This is a genomic window from Streptomyces poriferorum, assembly GCF_019399235.1.
GTDB lineage: Bacteria > Actinomycetota > Actinomycetes > Streptomycetales > Streptomycetaceae > Streptomyces > Streptomyces poriferorum.
In genome coordinates this window covers 48,126-63,718 of sequence record NZ_JAELVH010000051.1, presented here as the reverse complement: position 1 = coordinate 63,718, position 15,593 = coordinate 48,126, and the positions used below count along the sequence as shown (strand labels likewise).

Sequence of the window (15,593 nt, the reverse complement as noted above, 5' to 3'; positions counted from 1 at the left end):
AGGTCCGAAGGTGGAACGGCATCGTCTCGTACGTGGGCATGTCCCCACTCCGCCTCACGGCCGTCAGGAATCGTGTCCGGAGCTTCGGGAGGCCGCGGAAGCGCCCGCCTGCGTGCTCCTCGGGGCGTGAAGCCGCCCGCCGAGGGCCCAGGCGACATCCCTGAGCAGGGCGTGCCGCCAGCCTGCCCGGTCGTGGCCGGACGGTGACCTTGATACCCGTACCGTCGCGCCCGCCTCCTCGGCCAGGGTCTCGACCGGCCGGCAGTGGGGGAGCATCCGCGTCTCGTGTTCCCCGACGTCGAACGCGATCCGCAGCCCGGTCAGGTCGGGGCGCTCCCGCAGGCGTGCGGCCACGGAGCCGCCGGCCGGGCCGCCGAGAGGGTCGGCCTGGTCCGGCGCTCCGGGTGCCCACCAGAACGACCCCGACTGGCAGGCGACCCGGGAGACCAGCTCGGGGAAGTCCAGTGCCGCGTTCACCGCGCTGAGCCCGCCGAGGCTCTGCCCGGCCACCACCAGCCGGTCCGGGTCCGCCGTCACTCCGGACTCCGCGACGAGCGGCAGCAGTTCGTCCCGGACGGCCTCCCACAGCCCGGACCCCTCCGCGAACTCGGCGGCCCGGTCCTTGGCCGGCAGGAAGACCAGCGTGACGGGCGGCATCCCGCCTTCGGCGACGGCCGAGTCGAACGCGGCCATGGCCGGATGCAGGTACAGCCAGTCGTCCCCGTCGAGGAGCAGCACCACCGGTCCACCGCCCCCGGCCGGGTGGACACGCACCGTGCGTCGTCCGCCGAGCCGTGCGCTGTTCCAGCGGAGCCGGGTGTGCGGAACGGGGAGCACGTCGTCGGCGCCGACCACGGGCCAGTGCGGCTGGGCGGGGGCGTCCGGGGTCGCGGCGACGGAACGGTCCATGCCGGCGCCGGCCGGGTTGAACGGGTCCGCGTGCGGTGTTTCGTCCACGAGGAACCGGTAGGTCACGCGGAGCCGTTCGGGCATGGGCACTTCGGCGTACCAGCAGTCGGTGTCGCGCCACCGGCGCAGGGGGACCGGCCCCGACCAGCTCTCGAAGTCGACCGTGGCCGGAGAGCCCCGCCAGAGGAACAGCGATACCCAGCCGCCGTCGCCGGCGGGTACCGACGCGGGCGTGCGCGCCGCCGCCCAGAACGCGTCGGTACCGGGAGCGCCGGTCAGTCCGAAGCCGGCGAAGTCGCTCTCGGTGCGGATCCGTTCGGTCACCGGGGGCATGAACGTCTCCTTGTGAGAGGGGAAGGGTAGAGGCTAAGCTCTGGGTGATTAGGGGAGCCTAACCTAAGTTGGACTTCTCCTTCCATATCCCTGGCTCATCATTCGAACTCGTTCTCCGGGCCCGCTCCCGGGGAGCGCCGCCGGCCCGCCGGCGGGCAGAAGAACACGCTCGGCGCGGCTGTCACCGGCCCGCCGGACCCGAGGAGGTACTGACACATGAGCACCAACCCGTTCGACGACCCAGACGGCCGGTTCCTGGTCCTGGTGAACGATGAGGGCCAGCACTCGCTGTGGCCGTCCTTCGTGGACGTGCCCGGAGGCTGGACGATCGCCTTCGAAGAGAACACCCGGGAGGCGTGCCTGGACTTCGTCGAGACCAACTGGACGGATCTGCGGCCCCGTTCCCTCACCGTCCCCGCGGACGCCTGACCGGCTCAGCACCGGTCCGCAGCCGGGGTGCTGCCGTTCGGCCGTGCTGCCCGCTCGTGGAACCGGGAAGGAATGCGTTGACCACGACCATGCCGCGTCCTGCCCTTGAGGCGGGGGCGCTCCGTGCGGCTGCGCCCTCCGTACGCTTCGCCCGTGCGGAGGACGCCGGCGAACTGGCCGCCCTGTCCAGGCCCTTCGTCCGTGCGGGCGCGCTGCGGGAGCGCCCTGTCTCGCTCTACGCCGCCCAGGCGGCCGACTTCCTGGTGGCCGTGGGTCCCGCAGGCCGGCTCGAAGGCTGTGTGGGTCTGCGCGTGTACCCGGCCGGCCCGGGGGAGGGCGGCGCGCCCGCGGGTGTTCTGTACAACTTCTGTGTGGCCGGGCACCGGCAGGGGTGCGGAGTGGGAGCGGTGCTGCTGCGCTCCGCGCTGACGAGGGCGCGTGCGAGGTCGCTCGGTGCCCTGTTCACCGCGACGACCGGCGGCGGACGGCTGTTCCAGCGGTACGGATTCACCTCGACGACCGCGTCTCTGGCGCCCAGGGCCTGGGCGGAGTCGCTGGACCCGCGGCGCGACGCGCGGATCCTCGCTAGGGCCGTGTAGAGCGTCCGCGTCAGGGGCGCGGCGCCGTGGCGCCGCGCCCCTGACGTCCAGTGGCGGTCCGAGTCGCGCCGTCGAGCGGTCACACGGTGCTCAGGTCGCGGTCCGGGCCGGCGCCGGGCGTGACGGCGGTGTCCGGAACCACGGTGGTGCCGGGACCGTTCTCGCCGAGCACGCCCCGCAGCACGGCGTGGGGCACCCGGCCGTCGAGCACCTGCGCCCTGCGCACGCCGCCCCGGACGGCCCGCAGACAGCCCTCCATCTTCGGCAGCATCCCGCTTGCGAGGTCCGGCAACAACTCGGCCAGCGCGTCGGCCGTAAGGTGTCTGATCACCTCGGTGCTGCGGGGCCAGTCCGCGTACAGCCCCTCCACGTCGGTGAGCATGACCAGCCGTTCCGCCCCGAGGGCCACGGCCAGCGCGGACGCGGCAAGGTCGGCGTTGACGTTGTAGACCTGCCCGTCGTCGCCGCGGGCCACGGGGGACACCACCGGGATGTGACCCTGCTCCAGGAGCGCGCGCACCATGCCGGGGTTCACGTCCACGATGTCTCCGACGAGACCTATGTCCACCGGGCGGCCGTCCACATAGGCGGGCCGTCGTACCGCCGTCATCGTGTGCGCGTCCTCGCCGGTCATGCCCACGGCGAAGGGCCCGTGGGCGTTGATCTGGCCGACCAGTTCCCGCTGGACGCGGCCGGACAGCACCATGCGCACCACGTCCATGGTTTCCGCCGTGGTCACGCGCAGGCCCGCCTCGAAGTGGCTCTCCAGGCCCAGGCGGTCCAGCATCGCACTGATCTGGGGCCCGCCGCCGTGCACGACGACCGGGTGAAGCCCTGCGTGCCACAGCTCCACGACGTCCTGGGCGAAGAGGCGTTGCAGGCTCGCGTCCACCATGGCGTTGCCGCCGAACTTGACGACGACCACACGGTGCCGTGGTTCTGCCGGCCTGCTCGCCGACACGGTCGACGTATCCGTGTCCGGGTTCACGCGATCTGTGACGACCGGTGTCATGTCTGCCCCACCCCGTTCGAAAAGTTAGCTTAGCCTAACCTTAACGACCGGGTCCGGGTGGCGATCCAGCAGTCCCGTCCGTTCGTCGCCGCGGGTGTTTCGGGTCGCCTGCGGCGCGGGCTGCCCGGGAAGCGGTTCCACTCCGTTTGCGGAGCCCTGGGCGGCGGGTTTGAGTGGAAGAACCCCTTTGCCCGTCTGGAGCTGACATGTCGATGGCGTTCGGTTCACCCTTCGGTTCGTCCGATCCCTTCAGCGAGATGCTCGACCGCTTCTTCGGTACGTCACCGGCGTCGTCGCCACCTGCCGTGCAGCGGGTGCCCATCGGCCGCCTCCTCACGGAGTCGTCGCACGAACTCCTGGGCCTGGCCACGCAGAAGGCGACGGAGAACGGGACCTCCGACCTCGACACGGAACACCTCCTGTGGGCGGCCACGCAGGTGGACCCCGCGCGGCAACTCCTCGCTCAGGCGGGCGTCGATGTCGACGCGCTCGCGGCCCGGATCGCCGAGGTGCTGCCCCGGGAGGCGGGCGAACCTTCCGCGGAGCCCGGACTCACTCCGGCGGCGAAGCGCACCCTCGCCGCCGCCTACGCGGGCTCGCAGGCGGCGGGAGTGTCCTACATCGGCCCCGAGCACATCCTCGGTGCGCTCCTGGAGGACCCCGACTCCGGTGCGGCCCGTTTCCTGCGCGCCGAGGACATGGACACGGAGAAGCTGCGGGGCCGGACGGACCGGGCGGCCCGGGCGGAGGGCGCTCCCGCCGCGGGCAGGGAGCCCTCGACGACCCTGGACGAGTTCGGCCGGGATCTGACGGAGGAGGCGAAGGCGGGCCGGCTCGACCCCGTCGTCGGCCGGGCCGAGGAGATCGAGCAGACCGTCGAGATCCTCTCGCGGCGTTCCAAGAACAACCCGGTGCTCATCGGGGAGCCCGGCGTCGGGAAGACCGCCATCGTGGAGGGGCTGGCCCAGCGCATCGTGGCCGGCGAAGTGCCCGATTCCCTGAAGGGCAAGCGGGTCGTCTCCCTCGACATGTCCGGCATGGTGGCCGGTGCGCAGTACCGCGGCCAGTTCGAGGAGCGGCTGAAGAAGGTCATCGAGGACGTCCAGGCGTCCGGCGGCGACATCATCCTCTTCATCGACGAACTGCACACGGTCGTCGGCGCGGGCGCGACGGGCGAGGGCGCGATGGACGCGGGCAACATGCTCAAGCCCGCACTCGCACGCGGCGAGCTCCACGTGGTGGGGGCGACGACGATCGACGAGTACCGCAGACACATCGAGAAGGACGCCGCCCTCGAACGCCGCTTCCAGCCCGTCCTCATCCCCGAGCCGAGCGTCGAGGAGGCGGTGCAGATCCTCGAAGGTCTGCGTGACGCGTACGAGGCGCACCACCAGGTCCGCTTCGCCGACGGAGCCCTGACCGCGGCCGCGGAACTGTCCGACCGCTACATCAGCGACCGGTTCCTGCCGGACAAGGCGATCGACCTGATGGACCAGGCGGGCGCCCGGGTACGGCTGCGCAGCGCCGGCCGTTCCACCGAGGTCGTCAGCCGGGAGGACCGCCTCGCGAAACTGCGACGCGAGAAGGACCAGGCCGTCGCCGGCGAGGAGTTCGAGAAGGCCTCGGAACTGAAGCGGCAGATCGCCGAGGTGGAGGGCGAGCTCGCGGGGATCGAGGAGCGCCGCGAAGGCGTCGTCTCTGTCACCGCCTCCGACATCGCCGACATCGTCTCCCGCCGCACGGGCATCCCGGTCTCCCAGCTCACCGCCGGCGAGAAGGAGAAGCTCCTCAGGCTTGAGGAGGAGATGCACGCCAGGATCGTCGGCCAGGACGAGGCGGTCACCGCGGTCTCCGAAGCCGTGCGCCGCAACCGCGCGGGCATGGGTGACCCGAACCGCCCCGTGGGCTCGTTCCTCTTCCTGGGACCCACCGGCGTGGGCAAGACCGAACTCGCCAAGACGCTCGCCGAACTGCTCTTCGGCGCCGAGGACCGCATGATCCGGTTCGACATGAGTGAGTTCCAGGAGAAGCACACGGTCGCCCGGCTCGTCGGCGCACCTCCCGGATACGTCGGCTACGAAGAGGCCGGCCAGCTCACCGAGAAGGTCCGCCGCATGCCGTACAGCGTGGTGCTGTTCGACGAGGTGGAGAAGGCGCACCCCGATGTCTTCAACACGCTGCTGCAGATTCTCGACGACGGCCATCTGACGGACGCACAGGGCCGCACGGTCGACTTCCGCCACTGCGTGGTCATCATGACGTCCAACATCGGCGCCCATCGCATCCTCGCCCACCAGGGCGACGCGGCCGAGCTCAAGGACGAGCTGATGGACGATCTGCGGGGACGGTTCCTGCCCGAGTTCCTCAACCGGATCGACGACATCATCATCTTCCACAGCCTCACCGAAAAGGACCTGTCGGAGATCGTCGAACACCTCCTCGACCGGAGCAAGCACCGTGTCCGCGCGCAGGGCCTGACGCTGGAAGTGACCGAAGCGGCAAAGAAGTTGCTGGTGGCACACGGCTACCAGCCCGAGTTCGGTGCCCGTCCGCTGCGCCGTACGATCCAGACGGAACTCGACAACCGCATCGCCTCTCTGCTCCTGAGCGGCGAGAGCGACCCGGGGGACACGATCGTCGCCGACGTGCGGGACGACTCGCTCCACTGCACGGTGCGCAAGGGCGGGGCCGGGGGCGTCGCGGAGCAGCCGGACACCGCTGGAAGCGACGCCGCCCAGTAGTGCTTCGGCCGGCAGCATGGCCGGCCCCCGCTCCATGGTCGCGTGCTACGTTCGCGTGATCGGACGACCGGGGGCACGTGGTGACGGAAGCAGGCGAGCGGCAGCCGACATCAGGGGCGCGGCTACGGAGACAGCCGCAGCAGGCACGCAGCCGGGCCCGGGTCGAGGCCATCCTTGCCGCAGCCGACCGGATCCTGTCCCAGGAGGGGTACGAGGCGCTGACGACGCGGCGGATCGCCGAGGAGGCGGGTACGCCGGTCGGCAGCATCTACCAGTTCTACGCTGACAAGGGCGCCATCGTGGACGCCCTGGGCCGGAGGTACCTCGACGCCTTCAAGGCCGCCATCGACGAACTCGTCGAGCGTACGGTCGAGGGCGACCTGTCCGACCCGGTCGGCACGATGGTCGGCGTCTACGCCGAGCTCGTCCGGTCCCAGACGGGCGGCATGGCTCTGTGGGCCGGCCGGCACCTCAGTCCTGAGCTCGCGCGGGCCGACGAGGCGAGCAACGCGCACATCGCCGAGGGGCTGCAGCGCATCGTGGAGCACCTCATCGGCGGGCCCGGCGGTCACCGGGCGCAACGGGCAACGCGGATGGTGGTGTGGGCCGCCAACGCCGTGCTGCACGAAGTGTTCAAGAGCGACGGCGAGCCGGACCTGGAGGCCGTGGACGAGCTCAAGCGGATGCTGAACGCCTACTGGGAGGACCTGCGCGGCCGGCTGACGGCCGCGGAAGGGTGATCCGGGGCGCTCGGCGGCCCGCCGGGCCTCGGGCCACGGTTCCGGACTTCCGGGCCGACCGGTTCCGCCGCTGACCAGCGCCCATCCTGGGCGTCGTAAGCCGTGGCAAGGAAGCCCCGGCCCGTCCTGCCCGCCCTCCTCGTCGGCCAGGTCCTGGCCACGCCCGAACCATAGAACATGAACAAAAGTTCATGTTATGGTGCGGCCCACCTCGGTGGCGCGCCCCGGTCACGAACAGCCGCCCCCTGGGCTGCCGTTGGGGTGCGAAGAGCCACCGTCGGCAGGATTCCGGAGCCACCGCGCGGGCGGCCGAACCTGGGCGACTCGCGCACCACCGATGAAGGCAGCGCCAGTGACGACGAGCTTCACCGATGCCACTCGACTTCCCCGGCTCCCGGCCGACTTCGTCTGGGGCGCCTCGACCGCCGCGTACCAGATCGAGGGCGCCGCCGACGAGGACGGCAAGGGGGCGTCCATCTGGGACACCTTCGTACGGCGCCCCGGGGCCGTACGCGACGGCCACACCGGCGACGTCGCCTGCGACCACCACCACAGGTTCGACGAGGACGTCACGCTGATGCGCCGCCTCGGGCTCGACGCGTACCGCTTCTCGGTCTCCTGGCCCCGCGTCCTGCCCACCGGCGCGGGCAGGATCGAGCCGCGCGGACTGGACTTCTACGACCGCCTGGTCGACGCGCTGCTCGGCGCCGGGATCGAGCCCGTACCCACCCTGTTCCACTGGGACCTCCCACAGGCCCTGGAGGACGAGGGCGGATGGCTGAACCGCACGACCGCCCATCGTTTCGCCGAGTACGCGGCCGTGGTCGCGGAACGGCTGGGCGACCGGGTCAAGCGGTGGATCACCCTCAACGAGCCCTTCGTCCACATGTCCTTCGGCTACGGCTTCGGCGTCCACGCCCCGGGCCGCGCACTGATGCTGGACGCACTGCCCGTCGCGCATCACCAACTGCTCGGCCACGGCCTGGCGACGGCGGCGCTGCGAGCTGCCGTTCCGGGCGGGCAGGTGCTGATCGCCAACAACTGCACGCCCGTCCGTCTGCGCCACGACGCCCGGCACGACACGGACGTGGCGGCGGCCTCCGCCTATGACGCCCTGCACAACCGGCTCTTCAACGATCCGCTGCTGCTGGGGAGGTATCCCGACCTGTCGGCCTACGGCATGACCGACCCGAGCTGGGGAGGGATCGTGCGCGAGGGCGATCTCGCCACGATCGCCGCACCGCTGGACGGGCTGGGCGTCAACTACTACAACCCCACCTGGGTCACCGCCCCGGCCGATACCGCCGCCGCGCTGCCCTTCGACCTGGCCGAGCCCGCAGAGCCGTACGAGCGGACCGCGTTCGGCTGGCCGGTGGTTCCCGATGGGCTCACGGAGCTGCTCACCGGACTCGAGGCCCGATACGGCAACGACCTTCCACCGGTGTGGATCACCGAGAACGGCTGCTCGCAGCCGGCCGGACTGCACGACCGGCCGCGCATCGAGTACCTCGCCGGGCACATCGACGCGATCGCCCGTGCCGTGTCCCGTGGGGTGGACGTGCGCGGCTACTTCACCTGGTCGCTGCTCGACAACTTCGAGTGGGCCGAGGGCTATCACCAGCGCTTCGGTCTGGTCGAGGTCGACTTCACCACCCGGCAGCGCACGCCCCGGGCGAGCTTCGAGTGGTACCGCGACCTCATCGCCTCCCAGCGGTCCTGAGCGGCGGAGCCGTCATGTCACATGCCTCCGCGGCGGACGACGCCGCCGTCTTCGCCGAGCCCACCGTCCCGGTCAAGGCCGTGTGGACGGTGAACCTCTCGCTGGCCACGCTGGCCGTCTTCATGGCGTTCATGACCCCCATCCAGATCCTGCTGCCTCTCCAGCTGGAGCAGATCGACCCGCACGACAAGAACGACGCGCTCTCGCTCGTCACCGGCCTCGGCGCACTCGTCGCGGTGCTTGCCAACCCGCTCGCCGGCGCATGGTCGGACCGCACCACGAGCAGGTTCGGCCGCCGCCGGCCCTGGATTCTCGGCGGCGCTCTCGCCGGGGCGGCGGGGCTGTCGATCACCGCCACCCAGCACACCGTGGCCGGGGTCGCCGTCGGCTGGTGCCTCGCACAGGCGGGCCTGAACGCGATGCTGGCCGGGGTCACCACCCCGATCGCCGACCGTGTACCGCTCACCCAACGCGCTCAGGTCTCCGGCTGGACCGGCATCACGCAGTCCTTCGGCCTCGTCCTCGGCGCGCTGATCACCACACTGCTCATCACCGGTGTCCGCTCCGGCTACGCCACCCTCGCCGTGCTCACCGTCGCACTCGCCCTCCCCTTCGTGCTCCGCCACTCCGAGCCGCCCCTGACCCGGGCACTGCGCCCCGCCTTCGACGCCCGCGCCTTCGCCCGCTCGCTCTGGGTGAGTCCCTGGCAGCACCCCGACTTCGGCTGGGCCTGGCTCACCCGGTTCCTGATCAACCTCGGCAACGCCCTCGGCACCCTGTACCTGTTCTACTTCCTCACCGACGCCGTCCACTACGACGACCCCGGCACCGGCGTCCTGATCCTCACGGTGATCTACACCCTCTGCGCCGCGCTCACGGCCATTCCGGCCGGTGTCCTGTCCGACCGCCTCGGGCGCCGCAAGGTCTTCGTCGTCCTCTGTTCGCTGGTCATGGCCGCGGCGGCAGTGCTGCTCGCCGCGCTGCACACCTGGCCGTCCGCCCTCGCCGCCGCGGCCGTCCTCGGTGCGGGGTACGGCATCTACCTCGCCGTCGACCAGGCCCTGGTCACCCAGGTCCTGCCCGAGGCGACCGACCGTGCCAAGGACCTCGGTGTCATCAACATCGCCAACTCCGGCCCGCAGGTCCTCGCCCCCGCTATCGCCTCGCCGATCATCACCCACCTCGGCGGCTACACCGGCCTCTACGCCACCGCGGCCCTGGTCATCCTCGTCGGCGGACTCCTCGTCAACCGCATCCGCGGCGTGGCCTGACGAACGGCCGGACGGGCGGGCCTGTCCGTACGTCCGGCCATTCGACTCCCGACACTCGTTCAGTCCGCAACTTGCCTCAGCCGAGCGTGAGTTCATTAAAGATGAGAAATTCTCATGTTTCCCTGCCGTGACCGTTGACTCCGTCGGCCGCGGTCGCGATTCTGATAACTCGTCAGTAACGTGAATGAGCATGTCAATCGAAGCGAGTGATGACCATGGCTCGACCTCCGCGCCGCAGATTCGGATCCCTCACGGTGGTGTCACTGCTCCTCGCGGTGCTGTCGCTGGTACTCGGCCCGCTGCCCAGCTCCGCGGCGGAGCCGGATGCCGGCTGGTGGAACCCGACCGCGCGGCCCGCGCCCGACGCGCAGATCAATGTCACGGGTGAGCCCTTCAAGGGCACCGACGCCCAGGGCCGCGTAAGGGGCTTCGTGGACGCCCACGACCACATCATGTCCAACGAGGGCTTCGGTGGCCGGCTGATCTGCGGCAAGCCGTTCTCGGAGCAGGGCGTCGCCGATGCGCTCAAGGACTGCCCCGAGCACTACCCCGACGGCTCGCTCGCCGTCTTCGACTTCGTCACCAAGGGTGGCGACGGCCGGCATGACCCCGACGGGTGGCCCACCTTCAAGGACTGGCCCGCTCATGACTCGCTGACCCATCAGCAGAACTACTACGCCAATATCGAGCGGGCCTGGCGCGGCGGCCAGCGGGTGCTGGTCAACGACCTGGTCACCAACGGCGTGATCTGCTCGGTCTACTTCTTCAAGGATCGCAGCTGTGACGAGATGACCGCCATCCGTCTCGAGGCGAAGAAGTCCTACGACATGCAGGCCTTCATCGACAAGATGTACGGCGGCCCGGGCAAGGGCTGGTTCCGGATCGTCACCAGCAGCGCCCAGGCCCGCGAGGTCATCGAACAGGGCAAGCTGGCTGTGGTCCTGGGGGTCGAGACGTCCGAGCCGTTCGGTTGCAAGCAGATCCTGGACATCGCGCAGTGCAGCAAGGCGGACATCGACCGCGGGCTGGACGAGCTGCACGATCTCGGCGTGAGCAGCATGTTCCTGTGCCACAAGTTCGACAACGCCCTGTGCGGGGTGCGCTACGACTCCGGCGCGCTCGGTACGGCCATCAACGTGGGCCAGTTCCTGTCGACCGGTACCTTCTGGAAGACGGAGACCTGCCGCGGCCCGCAGCACGACAACCCCATCGGCAACGCGGTGGCGGCCGAGGCGCAGAAGCTGCTGCCGAGCGGGGTGGCCGTCCCCGCGTACGCCTCGGACGCGCAGTGCAACACCCGCGGACTGACCGGCCTGGGTGAGTACGCGGTACGCGGGATGATGAAGCGCCACATGATGCTGGAGCTAGACCACATGAGCGTCAAGGCCGCGGACCAGGCCTTCGACGTCCTCGAGTCCGCGTCGTACCCGGGTGTCATCTCCTCGCACAGCTGGATGGACCTGGGTTGGACCGAGCGCCTCTACAAGCTCGGCGGGTTCGCCGCCCAGTACATGAGCGGTTCCGCGGCGTTCAGCGCGGAGGCCGCACGTACGGAGGCGCTACGGGAGAAGTACCAGGTCGGCTACGGCTACGGCACCGACATGAACGGCGTCGGAGGCTGGCCCGCCCCGCGGGGCGGGGACGTTTCAAACCCGGTGCGGTACCCCTTCCGCAGCACGGACGGCAGTTCGGTGATCGAGAAGCAGACCACCGGCGAGCGCACATGGGACTTCAACACCGACGGTGCCGCGCACTACGGCATGGTCCCGGACTGGATCGAGGACATCCGCATCGTCGGCGGCCAGGGCGTCGTGGACGACCTCTTCACGGGCGCCGAGTCCTACCTGCGTACCTGGGGGAACGCCGAGAAGCACAAGTCCGGGGTGAATCTGGCCTCGGGAGCGGCCGCCTCGGCGTCCACCTCGGAGTGGTGGAACCCGGCCGTCAGCTTCGCCCCCGGCCGGGCCGTGGACGGAGACGAGGGAACTCGCTGGGCCAGCGAATGGACGAACGACCAGTGGCTGCGGATCGACCTCGGATCAGCGAAGCTGGTCGAGCGCGTCACCCTCGACTGGGAGGCGGCATACGCGAAGTCCTACCGCGTCGAGCTGTCGCTGGACGGCAAGAACTGGCAGACGGCCTGGTCCACGGCTACGGGTGACGGAGGCCTGGACACGGCGCGGTTCACCCCGGCGCAAGCGCGCTACGTACGCATGCACGGCCTGGAGCGCGGCACCAAGTGGGGCTACTCGCTCCAGGAGGTCGGCGTCTACAGCGGCTGACGGCGCCTGCTGCGCCGTTCCGGCCCCGGACGGCCGGACAGTGGGCCGGTGAGCGGGCGGAGGGGGTACGGCAACGGGCCGTACCCCCTCCGGTGCGTCCGGAACGGCGGGCAGCTGACTGCTCTACTTCGGTTACGACCTCGGAAAGACCTATCAGGTGCCCGACACCAACGTGTCGGGCTCCGCGCTCCGCGCGATCGTCCGCAGGCACTGTCCGCTGTCGTACGTCCTCGGTGCCGGCATCCCGGACGCCACCATCGACCTCGTCGCCGGAGTGGTCACGAGGGCTGCCCCGGGGCGGCGGGGCGGCCCGCCGGGGTGTCCCGCGGTCCCGGGTGAGGCGGGCGGTCCGGGGCCATGTCGGCCGGACGGCGTACCCGTGCGCAAGGGGTGCTCCCGGCGCCCCGCGGCGGGGACGCCTTGCCACTCCCGGGTACCGGGGTGATGCTTGGGGGCATGGCTGACCAAGCCGGACCTGAGCCTGTCGCGGCCGTCAGACGTGCTCTCCGCCTGTTGGAGGCCGTCGGGGCACACAGGAGCGGAGCCACCGTGCAACAGCTGGCCCGGGAAGCGGGGCTTCCCCCGGTCACGGTGGCCGAGCTGCTGCCCGGACTGGCCCGGGACGGGTTCGTGACCGACCTGGGCGACGGCGCGTACGTCCTCGTCGACACGGGGACCGGGTCGGGCGCCGCACGCGACGGCCGAGAGTTGCACGAGCGTGTCCGCCCCGTGCTCACCGCACTGCGGAACGACCTCTCGGCCGCCGTGTACCTGACCCTGTACGAGGAGGGCGAGATCCGTGTCATGGAGATCGTCGACAGCGCCAGGACCCCACGGGTGGACCTCTGGGTGGGCTTCGAGGATGCCGGGCATGCGACCGCCCTGGGCAAGAGCGTGCTGCGGGAGCTGGACGGGGAGGCGCGGGCCGAGTATCTGTCGCGGCACACCCTGACCGGGCTCACACCCAGGACCATCACGCGCCCGGAGGAGCTGCTCCGGCAGCTGGACACCTCGTCGGCGGCGCCGCTGGTGATGGACCGCGAGGAGTACGCCCGGGGTACGACCTGTATCGCGGTGCCCGTGTACAGCGGCGATCAGGTCGGGTCCCTCGGCATCTCCTTCCGGTCGGATCGGATGTACCGCTCCGACCGGGTCCGTGAAGGGCTGCTGGCCTCCGCGATCCGCGTGTCCAGGCGGCTCTCGCTCCCCGGGTGAGCCCGGGGCCCTCCCGGGTCCGCCGCCGCGCACGCGCTGCTCGGCGGCCCGGCTACTCGATGACGAGCTCGACCGGGATGTTGCCGCGGGTCGCGTTCGAGTACGGGCAGACCTGGTGGGCCTGCTCGACCAGCTTGCGACCGGTGGCCTCGTCGACGGACGAGGGCAGTTCCACGCGCAGCGTGACCGCGAGCCCGAACCCCTCGCCCTGCTTGCCGATGCCGACCTCGCCCGTCACGGCGGCGTCGGTGACATCGACCTTGGCCTGACGGCCCACGAGGCCCAGGGCGCTGGCGAAGCACGCGGCGTACCCGGCGGCGAACAGCTGTTCCGGGTTCGTGCCCTCACCGTTTCCGCCCATCTCCACGGGGATGGCGAGCCGCAGGTCCAGCTTGCCGTCGGAGCTGACGGCGCGGCCGTCACGGCCGTGGGTGGCGGTGGCGACGGCGGTGTAGATCGATTCCATGGAAACCGGTTCCTCTCGAAGGTCATGTTCCGCGGCGGGTCCGGCCGCTCTCCCTGAAGTGAAGCACACAACTTAGTTGTGCACAATCAAATGGGGTGTCCGGCGCTATGCTGGATCCATGACCGCCACGCCCAGCACTGCCCGCCAGGACCCGCCCGAGGCCGGCTATCTCCGCCTCGACCAGCAGATCTGCTTCTCCCTGAACGCCGCCTCGCGCGCCTTCGGCAGTGTCTACCGGGTGCTTCTCAAGGATCTGGGGCTCACCTACCCCCAGTACCTCGTGATGCTGGTGCTCTGGGAGCACGGCGAACTCCCGGTGAAGGCGCTTGGGCAGCATCTGCGGCTGGACTCGGGCACGCTGTCGCCGCTGCTCAAGCGGCTCGAGGCGGCGGGCCTGGTGCGTCGTGAGCGGAGTGCCCGGGACGAGCGCTCGGTGCGGGTGCACCTCACGGACGAGGGCGCGGCCCTGCGTGAGCGGGCGCTGCTCGTACCCCGCCGGATCGCCGCCGCGACGGGTTTCGGCCTCGACGAGATCAGCGAACTGCGCGAACGCCTCGACCGGCTCACTGACGCACTCGACGCGGCGGCGACGGCGGAGGGGCAGGACGGTGTCGACCCGAGGTAGCTCCCGCGCGACGCGTGGCGCGGTGCCGGTCAGGCGGCGTACGCGGTGACTGCCAGCGTGGCGGACAGCACCTTCCACAGCGCCCAGGCGCCCGCACGGCTCGCCACCGCGCACGGGGTGCTCCGCGTGCAGCGGGTCGGCCGGTCCTGCCAGGCACTCACGACCAGATAGTGGAAGCCGAACGTGCGGCTGAAGGCGAAGCGGATGTGCAGGCCGTCGCCCAGGTCGTGACCGGGACGCGTCGAGATCTGCAACCGGGTGGCGCCGACGGCTTCCACCCGGACCGGGTTTCCGCCCAGCAGATCGCACTCGTCCGCAGGCCGGATCCGGGCCGGACACGCGCCGCTCACCGGGAACAGCCAGAAGTGGTCGGTGAGCTGCCGGCGCACCTCGTGCGGACTGGTGAACGGATGCAGCCCCAGCGAGTAGCTGTACCGGTACAGCCACTTCACGCCGCCGTGGCATGCCGCGGGACCCTCGTCGCACCCCTCGGCGGCCGCTCCACGGCTGCCGGAGGGCTGGACGGGGGAAGCGTCCGCGTACGACGACGGGGCCGGGGCGACGAGCGCGAGCGAGCCGGCGAGCAGCACGGCCGACGTGAAGAGTGCGGCCGGACGGGTGAACCCCGGCGTGTGCCGGGAGCCGACTGCGCCACCTTCGCCCGCCGCCCCTTGCGCGGACCCGGGGGAGGCGCCGGACCGAGGGCGATCCGTCTTCCGCATCAGCGCCTCCCGACGTGCGGTACGAGCCACCTGGACGCTATGTCCTCGGGAAGGGTTCGGCATCTTTGCCCGGGAGACCCCGCCCGGCGTGGCGTGGCTCCTTGCCCGGGCACCTCCCCGGCGAGGAGCCGCCGGGTTCAGGCCGCGAGACCGAGGACCATGGCCCCGACGACCGGAGCCGCGTACACCAGGGGGAAGGGGATGTGCGTGTACCGGCGGGCCCGGATCACCGTGACGACCGCACCGGCGAAGTACAGCACGAGTCCGGAACCGGCCAGGAAGCCGACGACCGGGACGAACAGCCCGGCGACCAGACCCACGGCCCCGGCGGCCTTCGCCGCGCCGAGCCACGTCCACCAGGAGCGCGGGACGCTGTAGTCGGTCAGGGCCTGGACCACCCACTGGGCGCGGAACAGCAGGGCACCGGCCGAGTAGCCGGCCATGGCGGCAGCGACGAGAGTGACGACGACGTGGGCGACGGACATGATGGGAGCTCCTCAGCGGGCGGGTGCCGGGGTGTTCTCGCCGG

Annotated in this window: 14 protein-coding genes; 9 read left to right on the top strand and 5 right to left on the bottom strand. The window is 70.9% G+C overall.

The features are described from left to right. Positions 1-63: 63 nt before the first annotated feature. Positions 64-1,242, bottom strand: coding sequence for an alpha/beta hydrolase-fold protein (locus tag JGS39_RS12120; RefSeq protein WP_219568873.1), 1,179 nt, complete (start codon positions 1,240-1,242; stop codon positions 64-66). A 216-nt stretch (positions 1,243-1,458) separates the two neighbouring features. Here JGS39_RS12120 and JGS39_RS12115 point away from each other — a divergent pair, with 216 nt between their 5' ends. Continuing rightward, positions 1,459-1,671, top strand: coding sequence for an MbtH family protein (locus tag JGS39_RS12115; RefSeq protein ID WP_219568872.1), 213 nt, complete (start codon positions 1,459-1,461; stop codon positions 1,669-1,671). 77 nt (positions 1,672-1,748) lie between these two features. Beyond that, complete coding sequence (locus JGS39_RS12110) at positions 1,749-2,270, top strand: GNAT family N-acetyltransferase (RefSeq protein WP_371930452.1); 522 nt, start codon at positions 1,749-1,751, stop codon at positions 2,268-2,270. 79 nt (positions 2,271-2,349) lie between these two features. Here the strand turns inward: JGS39_RS12110 and argB are convergent, their stop codons facing one another. Continuing rightward, a complete protein-coding gene (gene argB / locus JGS39_RS12105) occupies positions 2,350-3,231 on the bottom strand; it encodes an acetylglutamate kinase (RefSeq protein ID WP_219568871.1) in 882 nt (293 codons plus the stop codon). A 257-nt stretch (positions 3,232-3,488) separates the two neighbouring features. Between argB and JGS39_RS12100 the strand changes: the two genes are divergently transcribed. The 6 genes from JGS39_RS12100 to JGS39_RS12075 all read left to right on the top strand — a co-directional run bounded on the left by JGS39_RS12100 (position 3,489) and on the right by JGS39_RS12075 (position 13,251). Continuing rightward, a complete protein-coding gene (locus JGS39_RS12100; protein WP_219568870.1) occupies positions 3,489-6,023 on the top strand; it encodes an ATP-dependent Clp protease ATP-binding subunit in 2,535 nt (844 codons plus the stop codon). Between the two features lie 80 nt (positions 6,024-6,103). After that, positions 6,104-6,763 carry a TetR/AcrR family transcriptional regulator gene (locus JGS39_RS41640; protein WP_219568869.1) on the top strand — a complete coding sequence of 220 codons (660 nt, stop codon included), beginning with the start codon at positions 6,104-6,106 and terminating at the stop codon, positions 6,761-6,763. A gap of 337 nt (positions 6,764-7,100) precedes the next feature. Beyond that, positions 7,101-8,483, top strand: a complete 1,383-nt coding sequence (locus tag JGS39_RS12090) for a GH1 family beta-glucosidase (protein WP_219568868.1) — start codon at positions 7,101-7,103, stop codon at positions 8,481-8,483. 14 nt (positions 8,484-8,497) lie between these two features. Next, a complete protein-coding gene (locus JGS39_RS12085; protein ID WP_219568867.1) occupies positions 8,498-9,754 on the top strand; it encodes an MFS transporter in 1,257 nt (418 codons plus the stop codon). A gap of 209 nt (positions 9,755-9,963) precedes the next feature. Continuing rightward, positions 9,964-12,036, top strand: a complete 2,073-nt coding sequence (locus JGS39_RS12080; RefSeq protein WP_219568866.1) for a discoidin domain-containing protein — start codon at positions 9,964-9,966, stop codon at positions 12,034-12,036. Positions 12,037-12,492: 456 nt separating this feature from the next. After that, positions 12,493-13,251 (top strand): IclR family transcriptional regulator, encoded by a 759-nt coding sequence (locus JGS39_RS12075; protein WP_219568865.1) that lies wholly within the window; start codon positions 12,493-12,495, stop codon positions 13,249-13,251. Positions 13,252-13,303: 52 nt separating this feature from the next. Here JGS39_RS12075 and JGS39_RS12070 read toward each other — a convergent pair whose 3' ends face one another. Continuing rightward, complete coding sequence (locus tag JGS39_RS12070; RefSeq protein WP_219568864.1) at positions 13,304-13,717, bottom strand: organic hydroperoxide resistance protein; 414 nt, start codon at positions 13,715-13,717, stop codon at positions 13,304-13,306. A 118-nt stretch (positions 13,718-13,835) separates the two neighbouring features. On the opposite strand from JGS39_RS12070, the gene JGS39_RS12065 reads away from it, so the two are divergent. Next, positions 13,836-14,342: a MarR family winged helix-turn-helix transcriptional regulator gene (locus tag JGS39_RS12065; protein ID WP_219568863.1), complete on the top strand. Its 507-nt coding sequence runs from the start codon at positions 13,836-13,838 to the stop codon at positions 14,340-14,342. Between the two features lie 29 nt (positions 14,343-14,371). Here the strand turns inward: JGS39_RS12065 and JGS39_RS12060 are convergent, their stop codons facing one another. Together JGS39_RS12060 and JGS39_RS12055 are read right to left on the bottom strand one after the other, a co-directional pair. Further along, complete coding sequence (locus JGS39_RS12060) at positions 14,372-15,064, bottom strand: hypothetical protein (RefSeq protein WP_308120342.1); 693 nt, start codon at positions 15,062-15,064, stop codon at positions 14,372-14,374. A 137-nt stretch (positions 15,065-15,201) separates the two neighbouring features. Continuing rightward, positions 15,202-15,549 carry a DoxX family protein gene (locus tag JGS39_RS12055; protein ID WP_219568862.1) on the bottom strand — a complete coding sequence of 116 codons (348 nt, stop codon included), beginning with the start codon at positions 15,547-15,549 and terminating at the stop codon, positions 15,202-15,204. Between the last annotated feature and the right edge of the window lie 44 nt (positions 15,550-15,593).